Origin of the sequence: Paenibacillus sp. NPDC058177 (assembly GCF_042883835.1) — a bacterium.
Taxonomy (GTDB): Bacteria; Bacillota; Bacilli; order Paenibacillales; family Paenibacillaceae; genus Paenibacillus_AQ; species Paenibacillus_AQ agri.
Map to the genome: position 1 here is coordinate 964,147 of NZ_JBHVVB010000001.1, position 19,970 is coordinate 984,116.

Consider the following 19,970-nt stretch of genomic DNA (forward strand, 5'->3'; position numbering starts at 1 on the left):
AAGCTCCCCCACAGGAGAAGCTCAATTATAGAGCAGTAGCGTGTCAGCCCGGCTCTTGATCGTAATTCCTTCTGCTATTCTTTGATCTTTTTCCTCAATAGAATGCTTAAGGCCACCGAACTTCCATCGTTCGATCACCACGATTTTATCCCCTGGTTCGAGCCACAGCAAAAAGTCCTATGAAGCCGTATCGAAAGCCAATAAATAGATAAGCTCGCTGCTACTCAGAAAACTCATTTAGCTCCTCTAGATCCGTTTATAACGCTCAGTCTTCGCTAAAAAAGCTGTTCCGGTACTCTGCCGAATACAGCTAATAAGTGCGATTCTATGGCAGGATGATAAAATACAGAACATTTTCCATTCCCTTTTCAAGACTACCAACCGTCGTTAAGGTCCCAATAATCCCATTCCACATAGTACCCTTTATGTTTTTCATTAACATTATCGCGTGTGCGGTTCTGTGCCTCGTAAAGTCTCGAAGCAACATTCTTATCCCCCTGATCCAATTGTAGAGCAGTATCTAGTTTTTTGAGCAGCATCCATTCGGCCATCATGAACGAGTCCATAAACTGGATAACTGAATGGTTGAACTGGATAATTTCTCCTGCATCCGATCCGCTCTCAGCGAGTTTCTCTTCGCAGAAAGCGCGAATATACCTGGCTTCCGTCTCCAAAAGACTGGAGAGTGCATTCTCTTCAGATGCAATGGATTCGATCAGATGAGATATGGCTTCGTCCATTGGGGGAACAGGCGTGGCTGATGCGTTTCCTTTGACCACCATCTTGATCCTCCTCCATCTCCTATTCTTCCATGCCTTCCTCCATAAGCTCGCACTGCTTGCCCAATTTCCTTGCATCTCCTGTCTTGATATTCGGAATAATCGGCATCCTCCTCAGGTTCATACCCCTCCGTTAGAAAGATTTCAGATAACGAACGTAACGAGTCTGGCCGATGCTTATACTGGCTTTACTAAAAAATGCAGGGGGCTGCACAGCTGGAGAACGCTTTCCACGATTAGAGGGAGAAGCTGTGTTCCTGCCCTTCTCTTTCACTCCAATGCGCGGATTATTGAACACTTTAGCTTGTGTATTCTTCAGATCCTCCTCTTCTATAGGCTCTAAAGGCCCCCATACCGGGTTCACTTGAGGCGCTTGAGGGCTAGGAGATTCTTTGTCCGCAGTCTGTTGATTATCCTCAGGCTGCTCATGAATGGACCGGATCTGTGTTTCCATATGCGCTTCTGTCTGAGGCTCTATTTGATCTTTTGCTTGAACTACCGCGTGCTCTTCAATGAGAACTTCTATTTGCGCTTGTGGCTGTTCATGTACGTCTGGCAGAGGAGTGTAGCATGTGGACAAATAGTCAAGGCTCTCTAGAACTCGCTCCATACAATACGAGGTCTGAAACGGCTTTTGTTGCAGCTTCTCCATGAAGGTGTAAAGCTCAGGCAAGTGGCTATGATCAAGGGCTGAGCCGCTAGGTTGATCATCCCTGTAATCGCTCAATCCAGCGGCCGCATTCATATAGTCCATGGCAATCTGCTTTCGTTTCGCTTGAATATGAAACTGAACGAGTGTCTGTAACATGTTCATCATCTGAAATTCAAGCTGACTATTTTCTTTATCTGTGCCTGCTCTTGTTCCATCTATGATTCCAGTGCAAATGTGAATGACGGAGGCTGTCATTTGCTTACGAGAATTATGATTGTTCAGCCCGGGTTTATTCTTCACAGTCTCCACCCTTTTCTTACCCGATTTGTTGTCCTTCTGCTCCACCTTGCATGCTACTTCCAATCATCATCGAAAATACACCCGTCTTCCCAATATATATCTTACATATCCTCTAAATTTCCCAGTTCTTTACGGCTTTTTTCCTGAGAATAACCTTTCCGTTTTTCCTGATCCAGTTGAAGCACAGTATCCAGCTTTTTGAGCAGCATCCATTCAGCCATCACAACAGAGTCCATGAACTGGGTAACCGATTGGTTGAATTGCATGTTATCTGCTGCTGTAGAACTGCTCTGGTCCTGATTTTGCTTGGAGAAGACGCGGATATGTTCCACTTTCGTCTCCAGCAGTCTCGAGAGGGCTTTTTCTTCGGATGCAATGGATTCAATCAGATGAGATACGGCTTCGTCCATTGCAGGAACAGACCGGATTGACGTGATTCCTTTGATCTCCATCCTTATCCTCCTTCCCCCCTATTCTTCCATGCACTCCTCCACACACACATCCTGTTCTTCCAGCCTCACTACATCTTCCAGCTTAAAATGCAGCAGCATCTGATTCTTGATTACCGTCCTTAATGTCCGCTCGGCGCTGTTATTGATTGCAAGCGCATCTTGCAGACTGAAGCAATGCTCGTGGATCACCTTCTGCAGCTTCTCTGCTTCCGCATTCACAATGTGTGACAGACTGATCTCCTCCAGAGCGATGGACGTAAGGAGAAGATTGATAACCTCGGGCCTCTTTAAAATAATCTCAGGTTTGATATCCGGAATGTTCGGCATACTCATCTTGTTCATCCCTTTCTGTTACTATCACCCCCGTCATGATGCAGGATGCACGAAACGGCTGCATATGCATATGATGGTTACTAAGCCGGGCGGGTATTATACAATCATATCTATGTACGAGTCGTTCCATCCATGAGCTTTTCCGAAAAAAATCATAAAAAAAGCGTGACGGGTCTGATTCTCATCAGCACCCACCACGCTCTTCCAATCCACTTTTTGACTTTAAGGTGTCGGCGTAGGCACAAGCGGCAGGACCCCTTCTAGCTTCTGCTGCAGCAGAATCTCCTTACGCACCACTTCTTGTAGTGTTTTACGCACACTATCATTAATGGTCAACAGATTAGAGATCGTAGCTGGAGGGGTAAGACCAGGTCCCAATGTTCCGAGTACGTATTGGATTTTTTCTGCCTCAGCATTCATGATGTGGGCGAGAGCCAGCTCTTCCAGTGCTATGGAGCCTAACAGTAAGGCTACCGTCTGCTCAATTGTGAGACTAATCGTAGGTGTAATATTCGGGATGTTCGCTTGTGACAAACCAATCACCTCATTCATTTTTTTGGTGAACCTTCATTACTAACGACAGGACGATAATTCTGTAATGCTCAGTACTTACTCCTCCTCTTTGTTCTGTTAATTTTTATATGCTGCATGGCTTGATCAACTGAACTGGAAATTCGAAATAATTTTTCACTTTCAAACCAATCAACACATAAACTGATCTGGAACGGTCGAGTCAATAGCTCCCACACCTTATTCTTCAATGAAGTCCTCTATAAACACACACCGTTCCTCCAACCTCACTACATCTTCCAGCTTAAAATGCAGCAGCATCTGATTCTTGATTACCGTCCTTAATGTCCGCTCGGCGCTGTTATTGATTGCAAGCGCATCTTGCAGACTGAAGCAATGCTCGTGGATCACCTTCTGCAGCTTCTCTGCTTCCGCATTCACAATGTGTGACAGGCTGATCTCCTCCAGAGCGATAGACGTGAGGAGAAGATTAACAACCTCCGGTCTCTTCAGAATGATCTCCGGCTTGATATCCGGAATATTCGGCATACTCATCTTGTTCATTCCCCTCTATTCGATATGGTCTCTTACCGTGCGTGCAGCTTTATGCGTGGTTTACCCATTTCTGTTGACTTGAAGAGTAAAACCTGTTTCCTAATGTACAATGATGTATATGTACAGGGTATTTTATCCATGAGCTTTTCCTAAAATGAGATCATAAAAAACGTGGGAGGGACTGATCCGCGTCAGAGCCCTCCCACGTTCTTTCAAGCTATAACTTATTTTAAACTACAGACACAAGCGGTAAGACCCCTTCCAACTTCTGCTGTAGCAGAATTTCTTTTCGCACCACTTCCTGTAGCGTCTTGCGAACACTGTTATCAATTGCCAACAGATCAGATAAAGTAGCTTGTGGGGTGACACCTGGCTTCAGTGTTCCCAATACGTATTGGATCTTCTCTGCCTCAGCATTTATGATGTGGGCGAGAGCCAGCTCTTCCAGTGCTATAGAGCCTAATAGCAAGGCTACGGTCTGCTTAACTGTAAGACTAATCGTAGGCGTAATATTCGGGATGGACGCTTGTGACATGCAAATCACCTCTTCTAAGTTTTATCGATCCAGGAAATTAACGAACAGTTGACACTATAGTTCTTCTTACTCCTTTCCCCTCCTTTTTCGTGAGTCATTCATTATATATACTGCATAGCTTGTGTTTCTGAACTAAAACTTGATCCGTTGTAATAAAAAAGTCGGTCCCTCCAATCAGGAGAGAGTGGCTTCTTCTACAATAATCGTGTAGTCAGCTTTTTTAGGTGTAGGAACATACGTTCTTTAAATCGAAATCGTTTGGTTAAGCGAATAACAAAACAAGGTCCTGCCCTTAGCGAAGGACAAGACCTAGTAGCACTACTATGAAAAATCAATTACCCTCTGTTGTGGTCAAATTTGCCGTGCCCGTCTTTATCCGTATGCGTGCGGTTTGCGATCTCTGTAACTTTTACAGTAATAGTAGCTTTTTCTTTATCATACTGTGCTTGGGTAATCTTGCCGTCAGCTAAGCGTTTATCCAGGGCCGTAGTAAATTGCTTGCTGAGGAGGTCGACCACTGCTTGCACCGATACACCCTTCTCTCCAGCAATCGCTGCGAGCGATTTACCTCCGTGCAAAGCTGTCTTCAAATCTGTTTCTGACAGTCCTAGAAGTGTCGCGATTGCTGCCTGATCCAGTTTTCCGTGATTCTCATGGTCACCTTTGGCTGTAAACGTACGATTTACAAGCTCGGAAGCTTTTGTGGAGATTTCAGCTTTTTTCGTATTATACTGAGCTTGTGTAATCTTGCCGTCAGCCAACTGCTTGTCCAGTGCCGTTGTGAGTTCTTTTGTCACAAGATCAACAACGGATTGCACAGCTACTCCTTTTTCTCCAGCAATCACCGCGAGTGATTTCCCGTCACGCTCTGCTGTCTTCAGATCCGTTTCCGTTATTCCTAGAAGTGTCGCGATCGCTGCTTGATCCAGTCTTCCCTGATTACCACGGAAGCCACGCCATTCGAAGCCTTTACCTTTTACATTTCCGGATGCCGAACCTTGTGCAGCTACATTTTGGGTCTTAGTGGGTTGGACGACTGTGGCTGCTTGAACATTTCCGGTTAGAAATGTGGCTCCACCTAACGTTACTGATAGAGCCAATGCGCTTGCTACAATAAATCTCTTCTTCATGCGTAGTTCCTCCCGTGGTGTTGTTTTTTTGAATTACACAGGTATCATAAGATTCTTGGCTTAATTCTCCATGAGTGCCAACTGAATGTTTGCTGAAAGTTTTGACTTCAATGCAGAGGAGACGCTACGGGTTTACGAGACTCAATAATACCCCACCATATACATAAAAAGCCCCATCCTTAAAGGATGGAGCTGCGCCTTATACGATAGCTTCGATTTTCGATTATTCCTCAACCTTCTTGCTCAAGTTGCTAAGGTAAGAGTTAAATGAGAAGTCTTATAAATTATACGTTTGACTTACTAAATTTTCTTACCCTTACCGTGAAGAATCTTCATCTCTCCGTTTTCATAACCCACCGTGTAACTCACCCGGTAATTTTGATAGACGGTACCGCTCTTCCGCCGCTCTTCGGCAGTAATATCCACCTTAACCAAAGTACTGTCCGCTTGCTTTTCAATGGAGGGGCGTCCGAGTGTAATGTAACCGGTATTCAGGTAACCCTCCCGAAATTTCTCGTAGCTTGTTCCACCCTGCCATTCGCTACCCAGGAGAGAATAGGCTGTAACATAATCACCATTGTTCAGACATTGATAGAAAAACGAGACAATATCCCGCTCGTCCACTATGACTCCGTCATTATCCGTAGCATAATCATTTGTACCAGCCACATCTGGAAGGTTGCTCATCGGGGTCTTAGACCACTCTCTGGCCTGCTGTAGAATGCTGGAGATTGGTATACTGAACCCGAATCCTGACTCCTCGGTGACGGAAGCCGAATTAATGCCCAGCACCTCTCCCGTTTCAGCGCTAACCAGTGGTCCTCCGCTATTCCCGTGAGTAATTGGCGCAGAGATTTGGTACAAATTGCTGTATGTATAAGGATCAATATCAAAACTGCGACCAAGTCCGCTAATAATACCCGTTGTCACCGTGTTCTCCAGTCCCAGCGGGCTGCCAAGTGCGAGAATTTCGTCCCCTACTGCTGCCTTGTAACCCTCTGCTAAAGGAAGCGGCTTGAGCTTCTTAAGGTCCTGTACACGAACCACAGCAATATCTGTCTCCGTGCCGATTCCAATGACTTTCCCTTTATATTCTTCATGATTCAGTGTTCGAATCGTCACTTGGGACGAACCAGCTACAACGTGGGCATTCGTCAACAGGTCGCCTTGATCGTTGTATAGAAAACCTGATCCGAGTCCGGTCCCACTTTCGATAGTGACCACCAGCTTCTGACTGTCATCAATGATGGCTTTACGAGTCTTTGCCGGCTGTGTCTTGGTAGTCTCTGTAGTCGTCTTCACTGGGGCTTGTGCCGCAAGTAGCGGTTGCTCAGTCAACTGGTTCTCGGCCGTCCGGTGAATCATGTAGGCGCCCCAGCCTCCGAAACCAATAAGAATCAGACATGTCAATGTGCTTATCCAAATTCCTTTACTCATGTTCTTCGATACTCCTATTCTAGATACCAAGATGCATTGGCAGCCGAGACCTGTACCTGTTGATACACCCCATAGTATGAAGTTGAAAACAATCCTGATTCTCCAGGATTCAGCTTATACGGTGAAACATCAGCATATGTATTTCCAATATAGCTTCCCGAATCGCTGCTATAAATCTCCAGATAGAGGCTAATGGAAGAGATTGGGCGAGTGGCGGTGTTCGTGACCGTCCCAGTGATTGAGAGATCGCCGTAATCATCAAGAATCACTCGGAGATCTGACACATTGACTGCTGCCGTGCGGTTCTTCAAATCTTCTTCCGCTGCTTTCTGCTCGGCAAGTTGTATACGCTTCGTCTGAGCCTTCTCGAATTCCCGCTTTGCTTCAGTAATTTGCTTTCGATATGCCGTCAGCTTCTCATTATCCGAGTTATAAAACAACCCATTATCCACTTCTGCCAGCGCTCCGGCAAAGTCTTTCTTTCGCAGCTTGGCCTCAGCGGATGAATAACTAATCCCGGTAATTTTGTTTATAATCTGTGTTTTGACTGCTGCAGCTTCCTGACCATTAAGACTGCGAATGCTATCCAACTTGTCCGCCAATGCACTAATTGTGCTCAGTTTATCCAGTTCGCCCTTGATGCGAAGCACTTTCAGCATCGTTTGCTGTTCTGCAAGTCCCTTCTGAAGGGGAGCAAATAGCGGTTCTTCCCGCTTGCCGATCATGTTCGCAATTTCTTTCAGCGAGTTCTCGCCTTCATTTAGTTTCTGTGATTTTAGCTGATTAGGGACAATATCCAACCGAGTCTTAATTTGAGCGGCCTTGACCGCCAGTTCCCGGTCCCGAGTCAGAGCTGCGTAGCCAGGTCTTTTCTCAATAGCTTGCTCCAGTAGTTGAACCGCATCCGAATAACGTCCAGCCAAAGCTTCCTTCTTCGCGCTCTGCTGTAGAGCCATTACCTCCTGATTCACGGACAATTCATGATTGTAATAAAGCATAAGTCCCGTACCAATGACCCCTGCAAGCAATAACGGAATGACCCACTGGAATACCAGGCTGTTGCCTTTCTTAGGAGTGGATGTTGATGTCCCTTGCAGCGCAATCTCTTCTTGCTTTCCTACCGAAGTGTTCGGCTGCCGAAGCAACTCTGTATCTGCAGCCATCTCCAGAACGGCCAATCTCATTTCTTTCGTTAATAATCTGGCCCCGCAATTTTCGCATATTTTCTGATCCGAGGCATTCTTAGCCCCACACTGATGACAAAACACCTTGCTCCCCCCGCAATTCTTTTTCTTACTATGCACAAATCTATTTAATAGCTGGCTCTTACTCGAAGCATATAGGTTAATAGACCTATGTCACTATTTGTTACTATACCATATTGTGGATGAATAAGAGAATATTTTGGTTGATGTGAAAAAATTAATCAAAACCAAAGATTGTCGATATTCTCTGAGCCAAATTGTCTACAAATTCCTCTAATTCTGTATCCGGGAACGCTCTGGTTACTTACAAGACCCAAGCCGTGGACGACGAAGATTTTATTTCAATTGAGGCGGAATTACGATAACGAAAAAAATGTAAGATTCATAAAGTCGGAAACGCCGATGTCCGGTTCTTGAAATAACGACCGTTGGTCGACTGGCCACGGCATGGATGGAGCATAATAGGGTGCATGTCAAACAACACAACCGGAGTTTTTATACCGGGTGAAACTGGTCCTTCTGTAGTCCCGTCAACAAATAACGAAAAAATGGGAGAGGACGAACACCACTTTTTAAAATGCAGAATATACAATTGAATAGGCACTTATCCCAATCATGCTTATTCTGTAATCTTTGCGAATCGGAATAGGCACAAAGGAGTGTTTCAAGTTGGCATTAAAATCATCTCACTATTTTGCCCAAGGCAACACTGCGCACGGAGCTCATTTCTTGTATAAATCCGCATTTGATGGGCTAAACAAGATATTCGTCCTTACGGGGCCCCAAGGTACGGGGAAATCGACGGTCATTCAAAGTTTGGCGGATAGTCTGCTGGATAAAGGCTTGCATGTGCAATGCTTCCACTCCCCTCTCCGTCCCGAAGAACTGGATGGCATTATTTTAACGGAATTGAAGGTTGGTATTGTCGACGGGCAAGTCTGTAAGGGGATTTCTGATATCGGGGCCTGTGAAATCATCTATATCCATTTCGGGGAAGCGTTTGATAACAGTCTTATTTTACCGGAACACAACAGAACGATAGAAGATCTTAGAGACGAGCTTGAGAGGACCTATTCAAAAACGTATGAAACGTTCGCAAAAGCATTGCGGATTCATGACGAATGGGAAAAAATTTATATCGAAAACATGGATTTCTCAAAGGCCGATCAGATTGCGCAGGACTTGATTCAAGAATTATACGCCGATCATGAAAGCGATTCGCCAACGGCTCCGCGTCACTTGTTTTTCGGAGCAGCGACTCCGAGGGGGGCTTTCGATTTTATTCAAAGCTTAACCGCTCAGCTGGAAAGACGGATATTCATCAAAGGAAGGGCGGGATCTGGCAAATCGACTCTGCTGAAAAAGCTTGCCTCCGCTGCCGAAACGAAAGGAATCGAAGTCCATGTGTTTCATTGCGGCTTTGATCCGAACAGTCTTGATATGCTGATATTCCCGAGACTTGGAACAGCTATCTTCGACAGTACAGCTCCTCATGAATACTTTCCAGATCAGGACGGGGATGAGATCCTAGATATGTACGCATGGACAATAGCTCCTGGAACAGATGAAGCCCATGCTGCCGAAATAGCTGGTATCAAAGCACGCTACTCGGCAAAAATGAAAGAGGCTACCTCACATCTGGAGGAGGCCGAAGCCATCGATTCTAAAATTAAGGCCTACTATGTTGCGGCCACAGATTTTTCGATCGTAGAGAACCTCCATCTGCAATTACAGTCCGAATTGAATGAATTGATTGGTTCCATTCAGCTTTCAAAAAGATAGGCGGTTTATAATATTTGAGTTTATCTAAAATTTAGACGAATATCGAATCGGCAATCGGATCAGGTTCTTGTCCATTATCAGCAATCGGTAAAAGTTCTTGATCCCTTTGCCGTGCCGTCCTGCTTTAACTCCTATTTTTATTCAAATAAATAACCGTTGAACTTTTATAAGTTTAATGGTTACATACTCCACTTGGATAATAATTTGTTCCTAAAACTCCAACTACTAAAATTATTGTGGTTAATGCAGAAAATACCAGTTGTAATGCCTATTCTCAATCTTGCTCATCTTAAAAAACAAACCATTCCCCTCCCCATTGATATATTGTATCAGTATGGAGGCTCGGGTCCGGTTTACCTAATTTAGATTTTTTATAACTGGATTGCTTTGTCATTAGCATATCCTTTAGAGCGGAAATACATTAAGTATTTATCTCAAGATTAGCCAACGGTATTGACCATTGAGCTGTCTTATAGCGTATAAGGTGACGTCTTCGGAAAGACTTCGGGCTTCAGGTGCTGAATTGCTTCGGTAAGGATCTCTTCATTGAACACGTACTTCTCTTATTATATAAGCCTAGCTGCAATCCGTTTGCTTCCTATAGGAAATGTATACATGGAAAAACGATTCCATTCCATCTAAACCTCACATTCATCTTCACACAAAAAAAAGACATCCCCGTTCCTTTTAAGCGGATGTCTATGTATGATGTGTGGAACCTATTTGAAAATACAGTAATAGCTATGAAGAAATAAGCCCATTTGTAAGGATAAGAAAGCTGGCTTATTTCTTCATGTATTTGAGCTTAATTTGATATTAACATAAGTAACTTGCTTCCAGCCCACAGTAAATAACCTGCTTGGGTGACGATGTACATCGAACTTTCCAAAACTGTTAGTTGTCTTTGGCTTTTACTTCTTCGTAAGTGTAGGAAATAAAAAAAGGAACCAATGAGTAAAAAAATTACTCCAACATCATTAAGTGTACCTAAAATGAATATCTTATTTCATCTCCTTCCCTTACTACTTGGTTTTAAAAACGAACGACAGGTATGCAATAACTTCAATTATCTTCTTATTGCATTGTATACAATTTTTAGAAAACGAAGAATCCCTTTTGTATGTCTAGGCATACAAAAGGGATTCTGACAGATCCGTTTAGCTTGCTGGAGCAGGTCCACACGTCAAACCAAATATAAAATTTGCAACCGGACTTAAAATAACTCCACCAATTGCTAAAACCCCCGCAGCAGCAGCCCATTGTTTTGCCTCAACATACCCCGGAAATTCATTTAAAATATCTCCGCCAATGCCTACAGCTTCTTGCCAACAGCTTTGCCATGCATTACTTTGAATCGTTATGCTGTTCTCATTATTTATGCCATTTTCACTATTAATGTATTGAATCATAGCACGTACACCCTGCTTCTCCTCTTGATTAAACGTGGACTTTGCTAATGCTTGCCTCATCAATGTTATACAGACCACTTGCTGCATCTTTATGAGCAATGTGTTCAAAGATGTACTCTAATTCTGCAGCCCATGCACGAAGTTCTTGATTAGAAACGTTCTTCTGTTTTGCTGCTGCACTAGATACAGGAGCGAGTATAGTTCCTACCGCTAATACAAAGATGAATGTAAATGCATACAATTTCTTTAACATGTACAAATTCCTCCCTTATGAGTGTTAGGTTCATACCAATCTTTAAAACAGAAAACTATGGTTTCCAAATATTGAAAATTAAGATATATCTCATTTCCGTTCTGTTTCAAATTTACATGTACCCTACGAGTAGTTACTCAGAGAAGATAAAGATTTTATAATCTTTACAAAAAAAGCTTTGGTATATCGGGGCTTGCTAAACAGCGATTCTTAGAAGACACTAGCGTGGAAACCTAAAGTCTATTAAACCGTTCCTGCCTCTTTGGTTGAAAACTGGAAATTATTATTATAATTATGTACTCAAAATAGACGATGAATTCAAATGGTTTGCATAATATGAAGTAATACGAAAGGCTACCTTCATTTTGATTCTGAAGGTAGCCTTTTTAAGCCGAGCTATTGCTTATTCCCTTGTTCTAATTTGAGCTTATCTACAATTTAGACGAATATCGAATCGGCGATCGGTATTCGTTCCCGTTTCCTTGCCGCCCTTCTCTTATCGAAGGAGATTGGTTTTCGCCAGTTCGATGATTTCGTTGCCTTGCCCGTTCAAAACGGCTTTCAGCATCCACATCGTAAATCCACGTGCCTGCTCGAAGTTAATCTTTGGCGGCATAGCCAGCTCCTGACGATTGACGACGACGTCCAGCACTACTGGACCGCCATGTTCGAACGCTCGGCGAACGGCGCTTTCTAAGTCATTCGGATCCTCGACCCGTATTCCTTCGATTCCCATGGCTTGAGCTAGCATCGCAAAGTTTGGATTGTCGAGCTCCGTTCCGAATTCTAAAAAGCCGGCTGCTTTCATTTCCAACTCCACGAATCCAAGCGCACCATTATTAAAGACTACAATCTTGATCGGGAGCTTATGCTGACGAAGGGTCAATAGATCTCCAAGCAGCATGGTGAGTCCCCCGTCCCCTGACAGCGATACGACCTGGCGTCCCGGCTGTGCAACCTGTGCCCCAATTGCCTGAGGCATGGCGTTCGCCATTGTCCCGTGACTAAACGATCCCAAAAGCCTTCTTTTTCCATTCATGCTCAAGTATCGTGCAGCCCACACAGTCGGTGTCCCAACATCGCAAGTCAGAACGGCATCCTCATTTGCGAGATCGCTGATTACCTTCATGAGGTATTGGGGATGAATAGGTGCTCGGCCGGGATTTGCAAGATTGTCCAGTTCCTCGCGGACTTTGGCATAATGTGCTACAAAGTGCTGCAGATGATCTGGGGAGTGTGATTCCTTTAACAGGGGTAACAGCATTTCGACCGTCGTCTTCACGTCTCCGCACACACCGTAAGCGAGCGGCGTTCGCCGGCCTAGTCGGGAGGAGTCCAAATCAACCTGAAGGATGGTCGCTTCTTGTGGATAGAATTGCCGGTATGGAAAATCGGTACCCAGCATGAGTAAGACATCACATTCCATCATGGCATGGTATCCGGAAGAATATCCAATGAGGCCGGTTAATCCGACGGAATAGGGGTTGTCGTATTCCAGATATTCTTTTCCCCGCAGCGCTATGACCATCGGGGATTGCAGCTTCTCGCACAGCTTCATGAGTGAAGCATGAGCTCCTGCACAGCCGGCACCGCATAGCAAGGTGATCCTCTTACCTTTGTTTAAATAGTCAGCAAGCGTCTTCAATTCATCCGTAGAAGGGCTTACAATCGGCCGGGTGGAATGGATGACGCGTTCCGGAACCGGGCTTTCATCGTATTCGAATGCGGCTACATCACCAGGAAGAACTAAGACAGACACCCCCGATCTTGCCGTCGCGGTTTGCATCGCCATCGTAACTGCTCGAGGGATTTGCTTCGGCCCGGTTACGACCTCACAAAAGAAGCTGCATTCCTGAAACAACATGTCCGGACGGGTCTCTTGAAAAAAGCCGCTGCCGATTTCACTGCTCGGAATATGTGCGGCAATCGCAAGTACTGGCACCCGGTTTCGATGGCAATCATACAATCCGTTAATGAGATGCAAATTACCTGGTCCGCTGCTACCCGCACACACGGCAATTGCCCCGCTGAGTGTGGCATCCGCGCCAGCTGCGAACGCTGCAACCTCTTCGTGGCGGACATGGATCCATTCTATTTTTCCGGAACGGCGTATTGCATCGAGCAAGGCATTGAGTGAATCGCCGATAATGCCGTAAATTCGCTTCACGCCGGCGTTCAGAAGGGATTCCACAATGGAATCGGCTATCGTTCTTCTCAAAGGAATCTCTCCTTTCTGTTTTTATTATATTGCCATAATACGAGCAGCCTATTCTTGATTTCACAACGATTTAAGCCTGAACTAAGAAGAAAGTTCGGAAATCCACATTTCGGAAGTCTCTAAAATGACACAAAGTCTCTACTTTGATGAAAAAATGCTTAATTGGCTATATTCATCGAGTAAATTTAGGACTTGTTCTGTATTTCTCAAGGAACTTCTCCAGTTAAGTGAGTATAAAATTTCAAAGTTGCGGTATTGGTCAAACGCAGGTGCAGGCAGAGCTCAGCCGCACGGTTTCTTCCGGTACAGCCAGCTTGTGTGCGCCACACCCTAACGAAAACCTTTAAAATCTTTTGCATTTCTCCATCTCATGCGTTAGTATTTTTATATCGACATATTTGCAGGTCTATATAAGGAGGTTGACAGGCTATGTGCCCCCGTACTAAAGAACAAAATGAGCTCATACGCATACAGCGCAGAGAACAGATCCTGGACGTTGCCGCCCTCTCCTACTTTCGCACGGGCGGCAGCTTTGATATTCGCGACGTCGCCCGCGAGGCAGGGCTTGGTTACGGCACAGTATACCATTATTACCCCAACCGGCATCTATTAATAGAAGATGTGTTAGGAAGCGGCTTCGAGCGGTGCGAGCAAGTTATTGCAAACTGGACGAACATCAGCGGCAGTCCCCCGGATGACGGGCAGTTGTTGATGTATTGTAAAGCGCTACTCCGGCTGTGGCAGTCCGACGCCCGCGCATATCTCGTCTACAAAATGGCGGCGGAGCATTATACAGGTTTGCCTGAAAGGGATAGACACCACGCCAAAAGAAAATTTATGGAACGGCTGTACGTTCCACTCCAATCGATCGCCCAGTGCGAAGACGACAGCGTCGACCATATGCTTGCCGTGCTGGTCGGTTGCTGTGGACTGCACTACTATGCGGGCAATTCCAACCTGAACGTCGATCGGATTGCCCGACTCGCTATGCAAGCTATTACGAAGGAGTCCTGATACGAACATGATCATTTTAAAAAGCAAGCATGAAATTGAGGCTATCCGCAAGGCATGCCAAGTGGTGGCTGAATGCCATCGCACAATCGCCCCGCTTATCAAACCGGGTATTACCACCAACGAGATTGAGCGCATATTCGAGGACATTATGTTGAAGCACGGAGCAAAGCCATACCAGAAAGGCTATAACGGCTATCAATATGCGACTTGTGCCTCCGCCAACGATGTGATCGCACATGGCTTCCCTAGCAATAAGCCACTTGAGGAAGGCGATATCGTGACGATCGACACGGTCGCTGAGCTCGATGGCTGGCTCGGCGATTCGGCCTGGAGTTATGCAGTCGGGCAGATCTCGCCGACAGCCGAGAAGTTGATGCGTGTCACGAAGGAATGTCTTGACCTGGGTATCGAGCAGGCGCAGCCCGGCAATCGACTCGGCGACGTGACGAGCGCAATTCAGCGGCATGCGGAATCACACGGTTTTGGCGTCGTGCGAGACCTTCTCGCCCATGGCATCGGCCGCGACTTGCACGAGGAGCCGACTTATATGCATGTCGGCAAGCCTGGAAAAGGCATTCGTATCAAGGAAGGTATGGTGTTCACAATTGAGCCCATGATCACCGAGGGCAGCTACTACATGACAATCGATCCGGACGGCTGGACCGCACGGACGATGGACAGCAAGCTCGCTGCCCAATACGAGCATACGATCGCCATCACGGCTGAAGGTCCACAAATTTTGACCGCGCAATAGAAAAAAGAAGTCGACCAACGAAATGGTTGACTTCTTTTTTCGTAATCGGCATAGCATATTTCTTTATTTGCCGTTTCATATTCTAACATATAAGAAAGTTCAACAATCATCTTGCTTTACACGCAATAAGGTAAGGATGAAAATCGGCTTTTGAAAAACACATACAAGTATGTATGATCTGAACTGCAGATATACTTCTTAGCACTTCAGTTATTGAACTTGTCAGTAATTTTTATCAAAATAAGGAAACTTAAACCTAGGCATCCCGTTTACAGTAAAATACAATAGCTAGTGTAATAAAGATAAGTGTCCATAACATTGTAATACCTGTCCCTTGTATTGGTGTAAGGATATTTATTTCATCAGAGGAAGGCCGCATATACATATAATTTCCTGCCGTATCCGGAAAATAATTTAAATATTTTTTAATACCAGGTAGAAAAATTCTCATCAATGGACTGACAATGAAATAATAACCAAGTAGTACCACTAAAGCAGGTGTGGTTCGTCTTAATAAAGCACCTATAGCTGCACTGAGAAGTGTGGTTAATGTTAGATAGCCTGTTGCACCTATTAATGTTTCAATCATTGTGTCTATTTCAATCACTACCGTTGTGTCTCTCATCATAATAAAAGTATATAGTACACCTGATGCAGCAATAATAAACGCCACAGGAAAAGTTATCATCGCCAGTGCTAAATGCTTCGTGGATAATTGAAGCCCACGCCAAGGTATCGTAGTTAAAGTAGTTCGAATCTGTCCGCCAGTGTACTCCGAACAAGTAGCTAAGATACCAAGAATAATGAACCCTGCTTGAAGATATCCCATAGATGCAAGTCCAATATTCAGTATACTTTGCGTTCCCGCTGTCCCTTGTAGACCAGCAGAAGTAAAAGCTGCAGCTAAAGCTAAATTAAGAATGAATGTACTCATAAGGGTGAGCCATATCAATGGTAATGTAATTAATTTATCCAGTTCAGCACCAAGGATTTGCATTATCTTCCTACTAGATGAGACACTCATACTGCAACGTCCCTCCTATGGAATACAATAGCTGCAATAATGAAAATAACGACGACCCAGGTAAACATGATTAAACCGCCTGTGAAAGGAGTGTGAAATCTGTCAAATAAATTGCCTGTAAACGGGGTGTCGCTCGTAAACATAAACATTTCAAGGCCAGCCCTATCGGGTAAATAAAGCGCCAGCTTTGTAACCTTATAAAACAGGACACTAAATGATACAAGGGATGAATTGATCATGAGCACAGCAAGCGGGATGATGCCATTCTTAGTTAGCAAAGTAATCCCAAGTGCTAAAAGAGCAGTGAATGTCCAGTAACAAACTGCACCGATAAGTCTAGACCATTCAAACGCAGGGGTATACTCACCAAGAATAAGATACGTTGTGGACACAGTTGTCATAATAGCAACAATACACAGCAGTATGCTGATCACTGTCACAGCGCCTGCTTTTGCCAGCAAAAAATGAAGTCGTGATGCAACAGCTGTTAAACTTGTTGTAATCTGCGCTCCTCCACCAGATTCACTGCTCTCTGTCAAATACTCACTGCTGACAGCAAGCACACCAAGAATAATGACACCTTGCACACCAAGAGCGAGTCCGATATACCCAACTTCCGATAGCCGTGTGCTAACTCCAGCTATAATCTCCTCTTTTTGTACTATACTGTCCAAGGCAGTAATGACCGCTGGGGCAAATGCTCCAATAAGAAAGGCAAGCCAAATGCCCGGCAGGGAGAACAATTTAGACAGTTCCGCGTTGAAAGCTCTCATACAACATCACCTGCATGTTCAGATGTCAGGGCAAAAAAGGCTTTCTCTAGCGTGGAATGGTTACCTATTACTTCTTCCAATGTTCCATCTGCGACGATTGTTCCATGCTTAATAATCACTACATCATCAACAGTCTCTGCAAGCTCTCCCATGAGATGACTGGATAGTAACACCGTGTTTCCAGACTGGGCACGTTCACGTGAAAATGTCCGAATCCACCGGATTCCTTCTGGGTCGAGCCCATTTACGGGTTCATCTAAAATCAATATTTTCGGATCACCAAGTAGTGCAGCCGCCATGCCAAGTCTTCTTCCCATGCCAAGAGAATACTTCCCAACTCTTTTATCAGCTGCATTACTAAGACCTACTATCTTCAGAACTTCCTCAACACGTGAGTTAGACAATCCTGCGGCACGAGCAATCCAACGCAAGTGTGCTCGTCCTGTTCGCAGACGGTGAGCTCCAAATCCATCAAGCGCAGCACCTACTGTTGCTAGAGGATTTTGCAATTCTGCGAATGGCTTCCCATTAATTAGTGCACTCCCTGAGGTGGCACGATCTAATCCAAGCAGGATGCGAAGTGTAGAACTTTTACCTGCCCCATTTGGACCTAAAAAACCAGTTACTCTACCTGGTCTAGCTTTAAAGCTGATACCTGATAAGATTTCCCCAGTTCCACGATGTTTGACTAAGTTATTAATTGTAAGCAACCATAACACTTCCTTTCTGTTATGGTTCTAATTATAAAGAAGCAAAGTTACATCTCGGTTATCATGCGGTTTACTTCTGGGTTAACTTTAGGTTAAGCTCTAGCAATAGCTACTCTTGTGCCATCTTCATTTGATGTAAAGTCAGCTTTCAGCTTCATTTTTTTCAACATATAATTTGAGATCGATAAACCAATCCCCGCCCCATGCTCATAGGAGGAGTTATCCATACCTGGACCTCTGTCTGCAACAATGATCTGCTCTTTTACTACATCAACCACGATTTTTGCATATTTCCCCTCTGCTGCATGGCGAACAATATTCTGAAATAAATTATCCAGTACCCGTGTCATCCATTTAGGATCCGCTTCCCAATAAAAAGTCTCCTCTGCCGGTAAATCAATATCCAACTGAATTTCTTTTTCTTCAAATACAGGATACCATGCAGCAACAGATGCTCTTACTAAACGTCCAATATCTGTTGAAGTAGGCTCAAAAGGATGTTTCCCTGATGTAAGCAATGTATAGGAAAGTAAATCATCCATAAGATCTCCGACTCTTGTAATCGTATGATTCATCTCCGCTAATGAATTTTGTCCTTCTAGACTCATTGATTCTTTATTTAATCTGGTGATATGTCCTCGCAAAATGGTAAGTGGCGTTCGTAGGTCGTGAGATAAATTCGCGATGAGTCGATGGCGTAACAATTCCTCTTCATATTCTCGCTTGCGGCTGTCTTCAAGCTGCTGAATCATCCAATTAAATGAACTTCCTAACTGGTCTATTTCATCCATACGATCACTTTGAATAGATATGGGTATAGGAAATGAGTTATGATTAGCTGAAAATGACATGACCTCCTGTAAGCGGGTGAGACGTTTGCGAAGTCTCAAGAAGAAAATCCAAGATATTACAACAAATGCGATAATAATAAAACCAAACAAAAGTAGTACAACGTAAAATAGATTTAACGTATTCAGCTCTTCTCCATGGGTAGAAACCCCAAAGAACGCAGAGAAGAAAATAAGCACTATTGGAGGAAAAAAGATAAATAAAAAATGTCCTTTTAGAAAATGCCGAAATAATGATCTAGTCTGTTTCATAGTTTCACCCGATAGCCTATCCCCTTCAACGTTTCAATAATCTCCGGGGAATCTGGATGACGTTCTAACTTTTGCCGTAGTCGATGAATATGTACCATTAATGTTTTATCACCAGTGATATAAACTTCTTCCCATATGGCTTCATAAATTTGTTCTTTTGGTAGAACTTGATTAGGGTGGCGTAAGAAGTACATTAATATTTGATGTTGTTTCCCTGTCAAAATAATTTCTTCTCCTGTGAGCTTATCAGTTACCATTTGGGCATCCGGATCAACTTCAATATGATTTCCTAATAAAATGCGTTCGGAATGTGTTACACCCCTTCGACGGATTAACACTTCTAATCTTGCAACTAATTCATCCGTATGAAATGGTTTCGTTAAATAGTCATCAGCAAATTGTAAACCATCCACCTTATCATCTATCGATGTTCGAGCAGATAACAGCAATATAGGAACCGCAGGAGCTACCTTTTTTAATCGTTTTCCTACAGTAAATCCGTCTAAACCGGGTAACATGATATCTAAAATAACGATTTCATGCTGATTTACTTCTTTATCCGCTCCTTCACCAGAGCGCAGCCACTGAACTGAAAATCCCCGCTGTTCCAATTCTTCTTTTAGAAAGCTGCCTATTTTCTCATTATCTTCAATATATAATACGTTTCTTTTCAAGTAACTTCCCTCTCTCTACATCGAGTTCACTATTAGACAGATTAACACAAACTAAAGAATTGTTTCCAGTTGAGACAATTTCATCTTCGTAGATAGAGTTTCATAAAAAAAAGCCCATCTAACTGATCGGCTCCTTCTCTTCCAAAATGAATAAAGCTGTGTGAAACTAAATAATCACTCATTCCAATTCGTATTCAGCTCAAGTAGCGCTTCAATAATATTCAAATGGTTTCTAATCAAGGTTTTTAAATCGGATATTAACATCCTTCATCCTTCACTTGTATCTACTCATTAGCACAGTATTATTCTGTTGCCCTGCTCCAGCTCAAATTTGATGCTGGCTATGTAATAGGAAGTTCGACTTTTTTCTA

The 19,970-nt window shown here is 44.0% G+C and carries 21 protein-coding genes; 3 read left to right on the forward strand and 18 right to left on the reverse strand.

Features of this window, described 5'->3' with window-relative positions; translation table 11 throughout:
- Positions 1 to 374: 374 nt before the first annotated feature.
- The 10 genes from ACFVU8_RS04565 to ACFVU8_RS04610 form a co-directional block, all read right to left on the reverse strand.
- Complete coding sequence (locus ACFVU8_RS04565; protein ID WP_387425988.1) at positions 375 to 782, reverse strand: alpha-helical endospore appendage domain-containing protein; 408 nt, start codon at positions 780 to 782, stop codon at positions 375 to 377.
- A 130-nt stretch (positions 783 to 912) separates the two neighbouring features.
- Positions 913 to 1,731: a hypothetical protein gene (locus ACFVU8_RS04570; RefSeq protein WP_387425989.1), complete on the reverse strand. Its 819-nt coding sequence runs from the start codon at positions 1,729 to 1,731 to the stop codon at positions 913 to 915.
- 101 nt (positions 1,732 to 1,832) lie between these two features.
- Positions 1,833 to 2,183 carry an alpha-helical endospore appendage domain-containing protein gene (locus ACFVU8_RS04575; protein ID WP_387425990.1) on the reverse strand — a complete coding sequence of 117 codons (351 nt, stop codon included), beginning with the start codon at positions 2,181 to 2,183 and terminating at the stop codon, positions 1,833 to 1,835.
- A gap of 18 nt (positions 2,184 to 2,201) precedes the next feature.
- Positions 2,202 to 2,516 carry an alpha-helical endospore appendage domain-containing protein gene (locus ACFVU8_RS04580; RefSeq protein ID WP_387425991.1) on the reverse strand — a complete coding sequence of 105 codons (315 nt, stop codon included), beginning with the start codon at positions 2,514 to 2,516 and terminating at the stop codon, positions 2,202 to 2,204.
- A 222-nt stretch (positions 2,517 to 2,738) separates the two neighbouring features.
- The gene (locus ACFVU8_RS04585) at positions 2,739 to 3,050 is read right to left on the reverse strand and encodes an alpha-helical endospore appendage domain-containing protein (protein WP_387425992.1); all 312 of its coding nucleotides are present in this window, start codon (positions 3,048 to 3,050) and stop codon (positions 2,739 to 2,741) included.
- A gap of 216 nt (positions 3,051 to 3,266) precedes the next feature.
- Positions 3,267 to 3,581 carry an alpha-helical endospore appendage domain-containing protein gene (locus ACFVU8_RS04590; protein WP_387425993.1) on the reverse strand — a complete coding sequence of 105 codons (315 nt, stop codon included), beginning with the start codon at positions 3,579 to 3,581 and terminating at the stop codon, positions 3,267 to 3,269.
- Between the two features lie 229 nt (positions 3,582 to 3,810).
- A complete protein-coding gene (locus ACFVU8_RS04595) occupies positions 3,811 to 4,116 on the reverse strand; it encodes an alpha-helical endospore appendage domain-containing protein (RefSeq protein ID WP_387425994.1) in 306 nt (101 codons plus the stop codon).
- A gap of 335 nt (positions 4,117 to 4,451) precedes the next feature.
- A complete protein-coding gene (locus ACFVU8_RS04600; protein ID WP_387425995.1) occupies positions 4,452 to 5,246 on the reverse strand; it encodes an SHOCT domain-containing protein in 795 nt (264 codons plus the stop codon).
- A gap of 300 nt (positions 5,247 to 5,546) precedes the next feature.
- Positions 5,547 to 6,683 (reverse strand): S1C family serine protease, encoded by a 1,137-nt coding sequence (locus ACFVU8_RS04605; protein WP_387425996.1) that lies wholly within the window; start codon positions 6,681 to 6,683, stop codon positions 5,547 to 5,549.
- Positions 6,684 to 6,697: 14 nt separating this feature from the next.
- Positions 6,698 to 7,951, reverse strand: coding sequence for an FxLYD domain-containing protein (locus tag ACFVU8_RS04610; RefSeq protein ID WP_387425997.1), 1,254 nt, complete (start codon positions 7,949 to 7,951; stop codon positions 6,698 to 6,700).
- Positions 7,952 to 8,557: 606 nt separating this feature from the next.
- Here ACFVU8_RS04610 and ACFVU8_RS04615 point away from each other — a divergent pair.
- A complete protein-coding gene (locus ACFVU8_RS04615) occupies positions 8,558 to 9,670 on the forward strand; it encodes a PRK06851 family protein (protein WP_387425998.1) in 1,113 nt (370 codons plus the stop codon).
- Between the two features lie 1,157 nt (positions 9,671 to 10,827).
- On the opposite strand, the gene ACFVU8_RS04620 is transcribed toward ACFVU8_RS04615, so the two are convergent.
- From ACFVU8_RS04620 to poxB, 3 genes are all read right to left on the reverse strand, one after another.
- Positions 10,828 to 11,079 (reverse strand): hypothetical protein, encoded by a 252-nt coding sequence (locus tag ACFVU8_RS04620; protein ID WP_387425999.1) that lies wholly within the window; start codon positions 11,077 to 11,079, stop codon positions 10,828 to 10,830.
- A gap of 28 nt (positions 11,080 to 11,107) precedes the next feature.
- On the reverse strand, positions 11,108 to 11,332 hold the full coding sequence (locus tag ACFVU8_RS04625) for a hypothetical protein (protein ID WP_387426000.1): 225 nt from the start codon (positions 11,330 to 11,332) through the stop codon (positions 11,108 to 11,110).
- Between the two features lie 496 nt (positions 11,333 to 11,828).
- A complete protein-coding gene (poxB, locus tag ACFVU8_RS04630) occupies positions 11,829 to 13,550 on the reverse strand; it encodes a ubiquinone-dependent pyruvate dehydrogenase (RefSeq protein ID WP_387426001.1) in 1,722 nt (573 codons plus the stop codon).
- Positions 13,551 to 13,979: 429 nt separating this feature from the next.
- Between poxB and ACFVU8_RS04635 the strand changes: the two genes are divergently transcribed.
- Positions 13,980 to 14,564, forward strand: a complete 585-nt coding sequence (locus ACFVU8_RS04635) for a TetR/AcrR family transcriptional regulator (RefSeq protein ID WP_387426002.1) — start codon at positions 13,980 to 13,982, stop codon at positions 14,562 to 14,564.
- A 7-nt stretch (positions 14,565 to 14,571) separates the two neighbouring features.
- Positions 14,572 to 15,318 carry a type I methionyl aminopeptidase gene (gene map, locus ACFVU8_RS04640; RefSeq protein ID WP_387426003.1) on the forward strand — a complete coding sequence of 249 codons (747 nt, stop codon included), beginning with the start codon at positions 14,572 to 14,574 and terminating at the stop codon, positions 15,316 to 15,318.
- 256 nt (positions 15,319 to 15,574) lie between these two features.
- On the opposite strand, the gene ACFVU8_RS04645 is transcribed toward map, so the two are convergent.
- The 5 genes from ACFVU8_RS04645 to ACFVU8_RS04665 all read right to left on the reverse strand — a co-directional run bounded on the left by ACFVU8_RS04645 (position 15,575) and on the right by ACFVU8_RS04665 (position 19,599).
- A complete protein-coding gene (locus ACFVU8_RS04645) occupies positions 15,575 to 16,342 on the reverse strand; it encodes an ABC transporter permease (RefSeq protein WP_387426004.1) in 768 nt (255 codons plus the stop codon).
- Positions 16,339 to 17,115, reverse strand: a complete 777-nt coding sequence (locus tag ACFVU8_RS04650) for an ABC transporter permease (RefSeq protein WP_387426005.1) — start codon at positions 17,113 to 17,115, stop codon at positions 16,339 to 16,341. The genes ACFVU8_RS04645 and ACFVU8_RS04650 overlap by 4 nt, the downstream gene beginning before the upstream one ends.
- Positions 17,112 to 17,825 (reverse strand): ABC transporter ATP-binding protein, encoded by a 714-nt coding sequence (locus tag ACFVU8_RS04655; protein ID WP_387426006.1) that lies wholly within the window; start codon positions 17,823 to 17,825, stop codon positions 17,112 to 17,114. The genes ACFVU8_RS04650 and ACFVU8_RS04655 overlap by 4 nt, the downstream gene beginning before the upstream one ends.
- Before the next feature lie 92 nt (positions 17,826 to 17,917).
- A complete protein-coding gene (locus tag ACFVU8_RS04660; protein ID WP_387426007.1) occupies positions 17,918 to 18,925 on the reverse strand; it encodes a sensor histidine kinase in 1,008 nt (335 codons plus the stop codon).
- Positions 18,922 to 19,599: a response regulator transcription factor gene (locus ACFVU8_RS04665; protein ID WP_387426008.1), complete on the reverse strand. Its 678-nt coding sequence runs from the start codon at positions 19,597 to 19,599 to the stop codon at positions 18,922 to 18,924. Before ACFVU8_RS04665 ends, ACFVU8_RS04660 begins: the two co-directional genes overlap by 4 nt.
- Between the last annotated feature and the right edge of the window lie 371 nt (positions 19,600 to 19,970).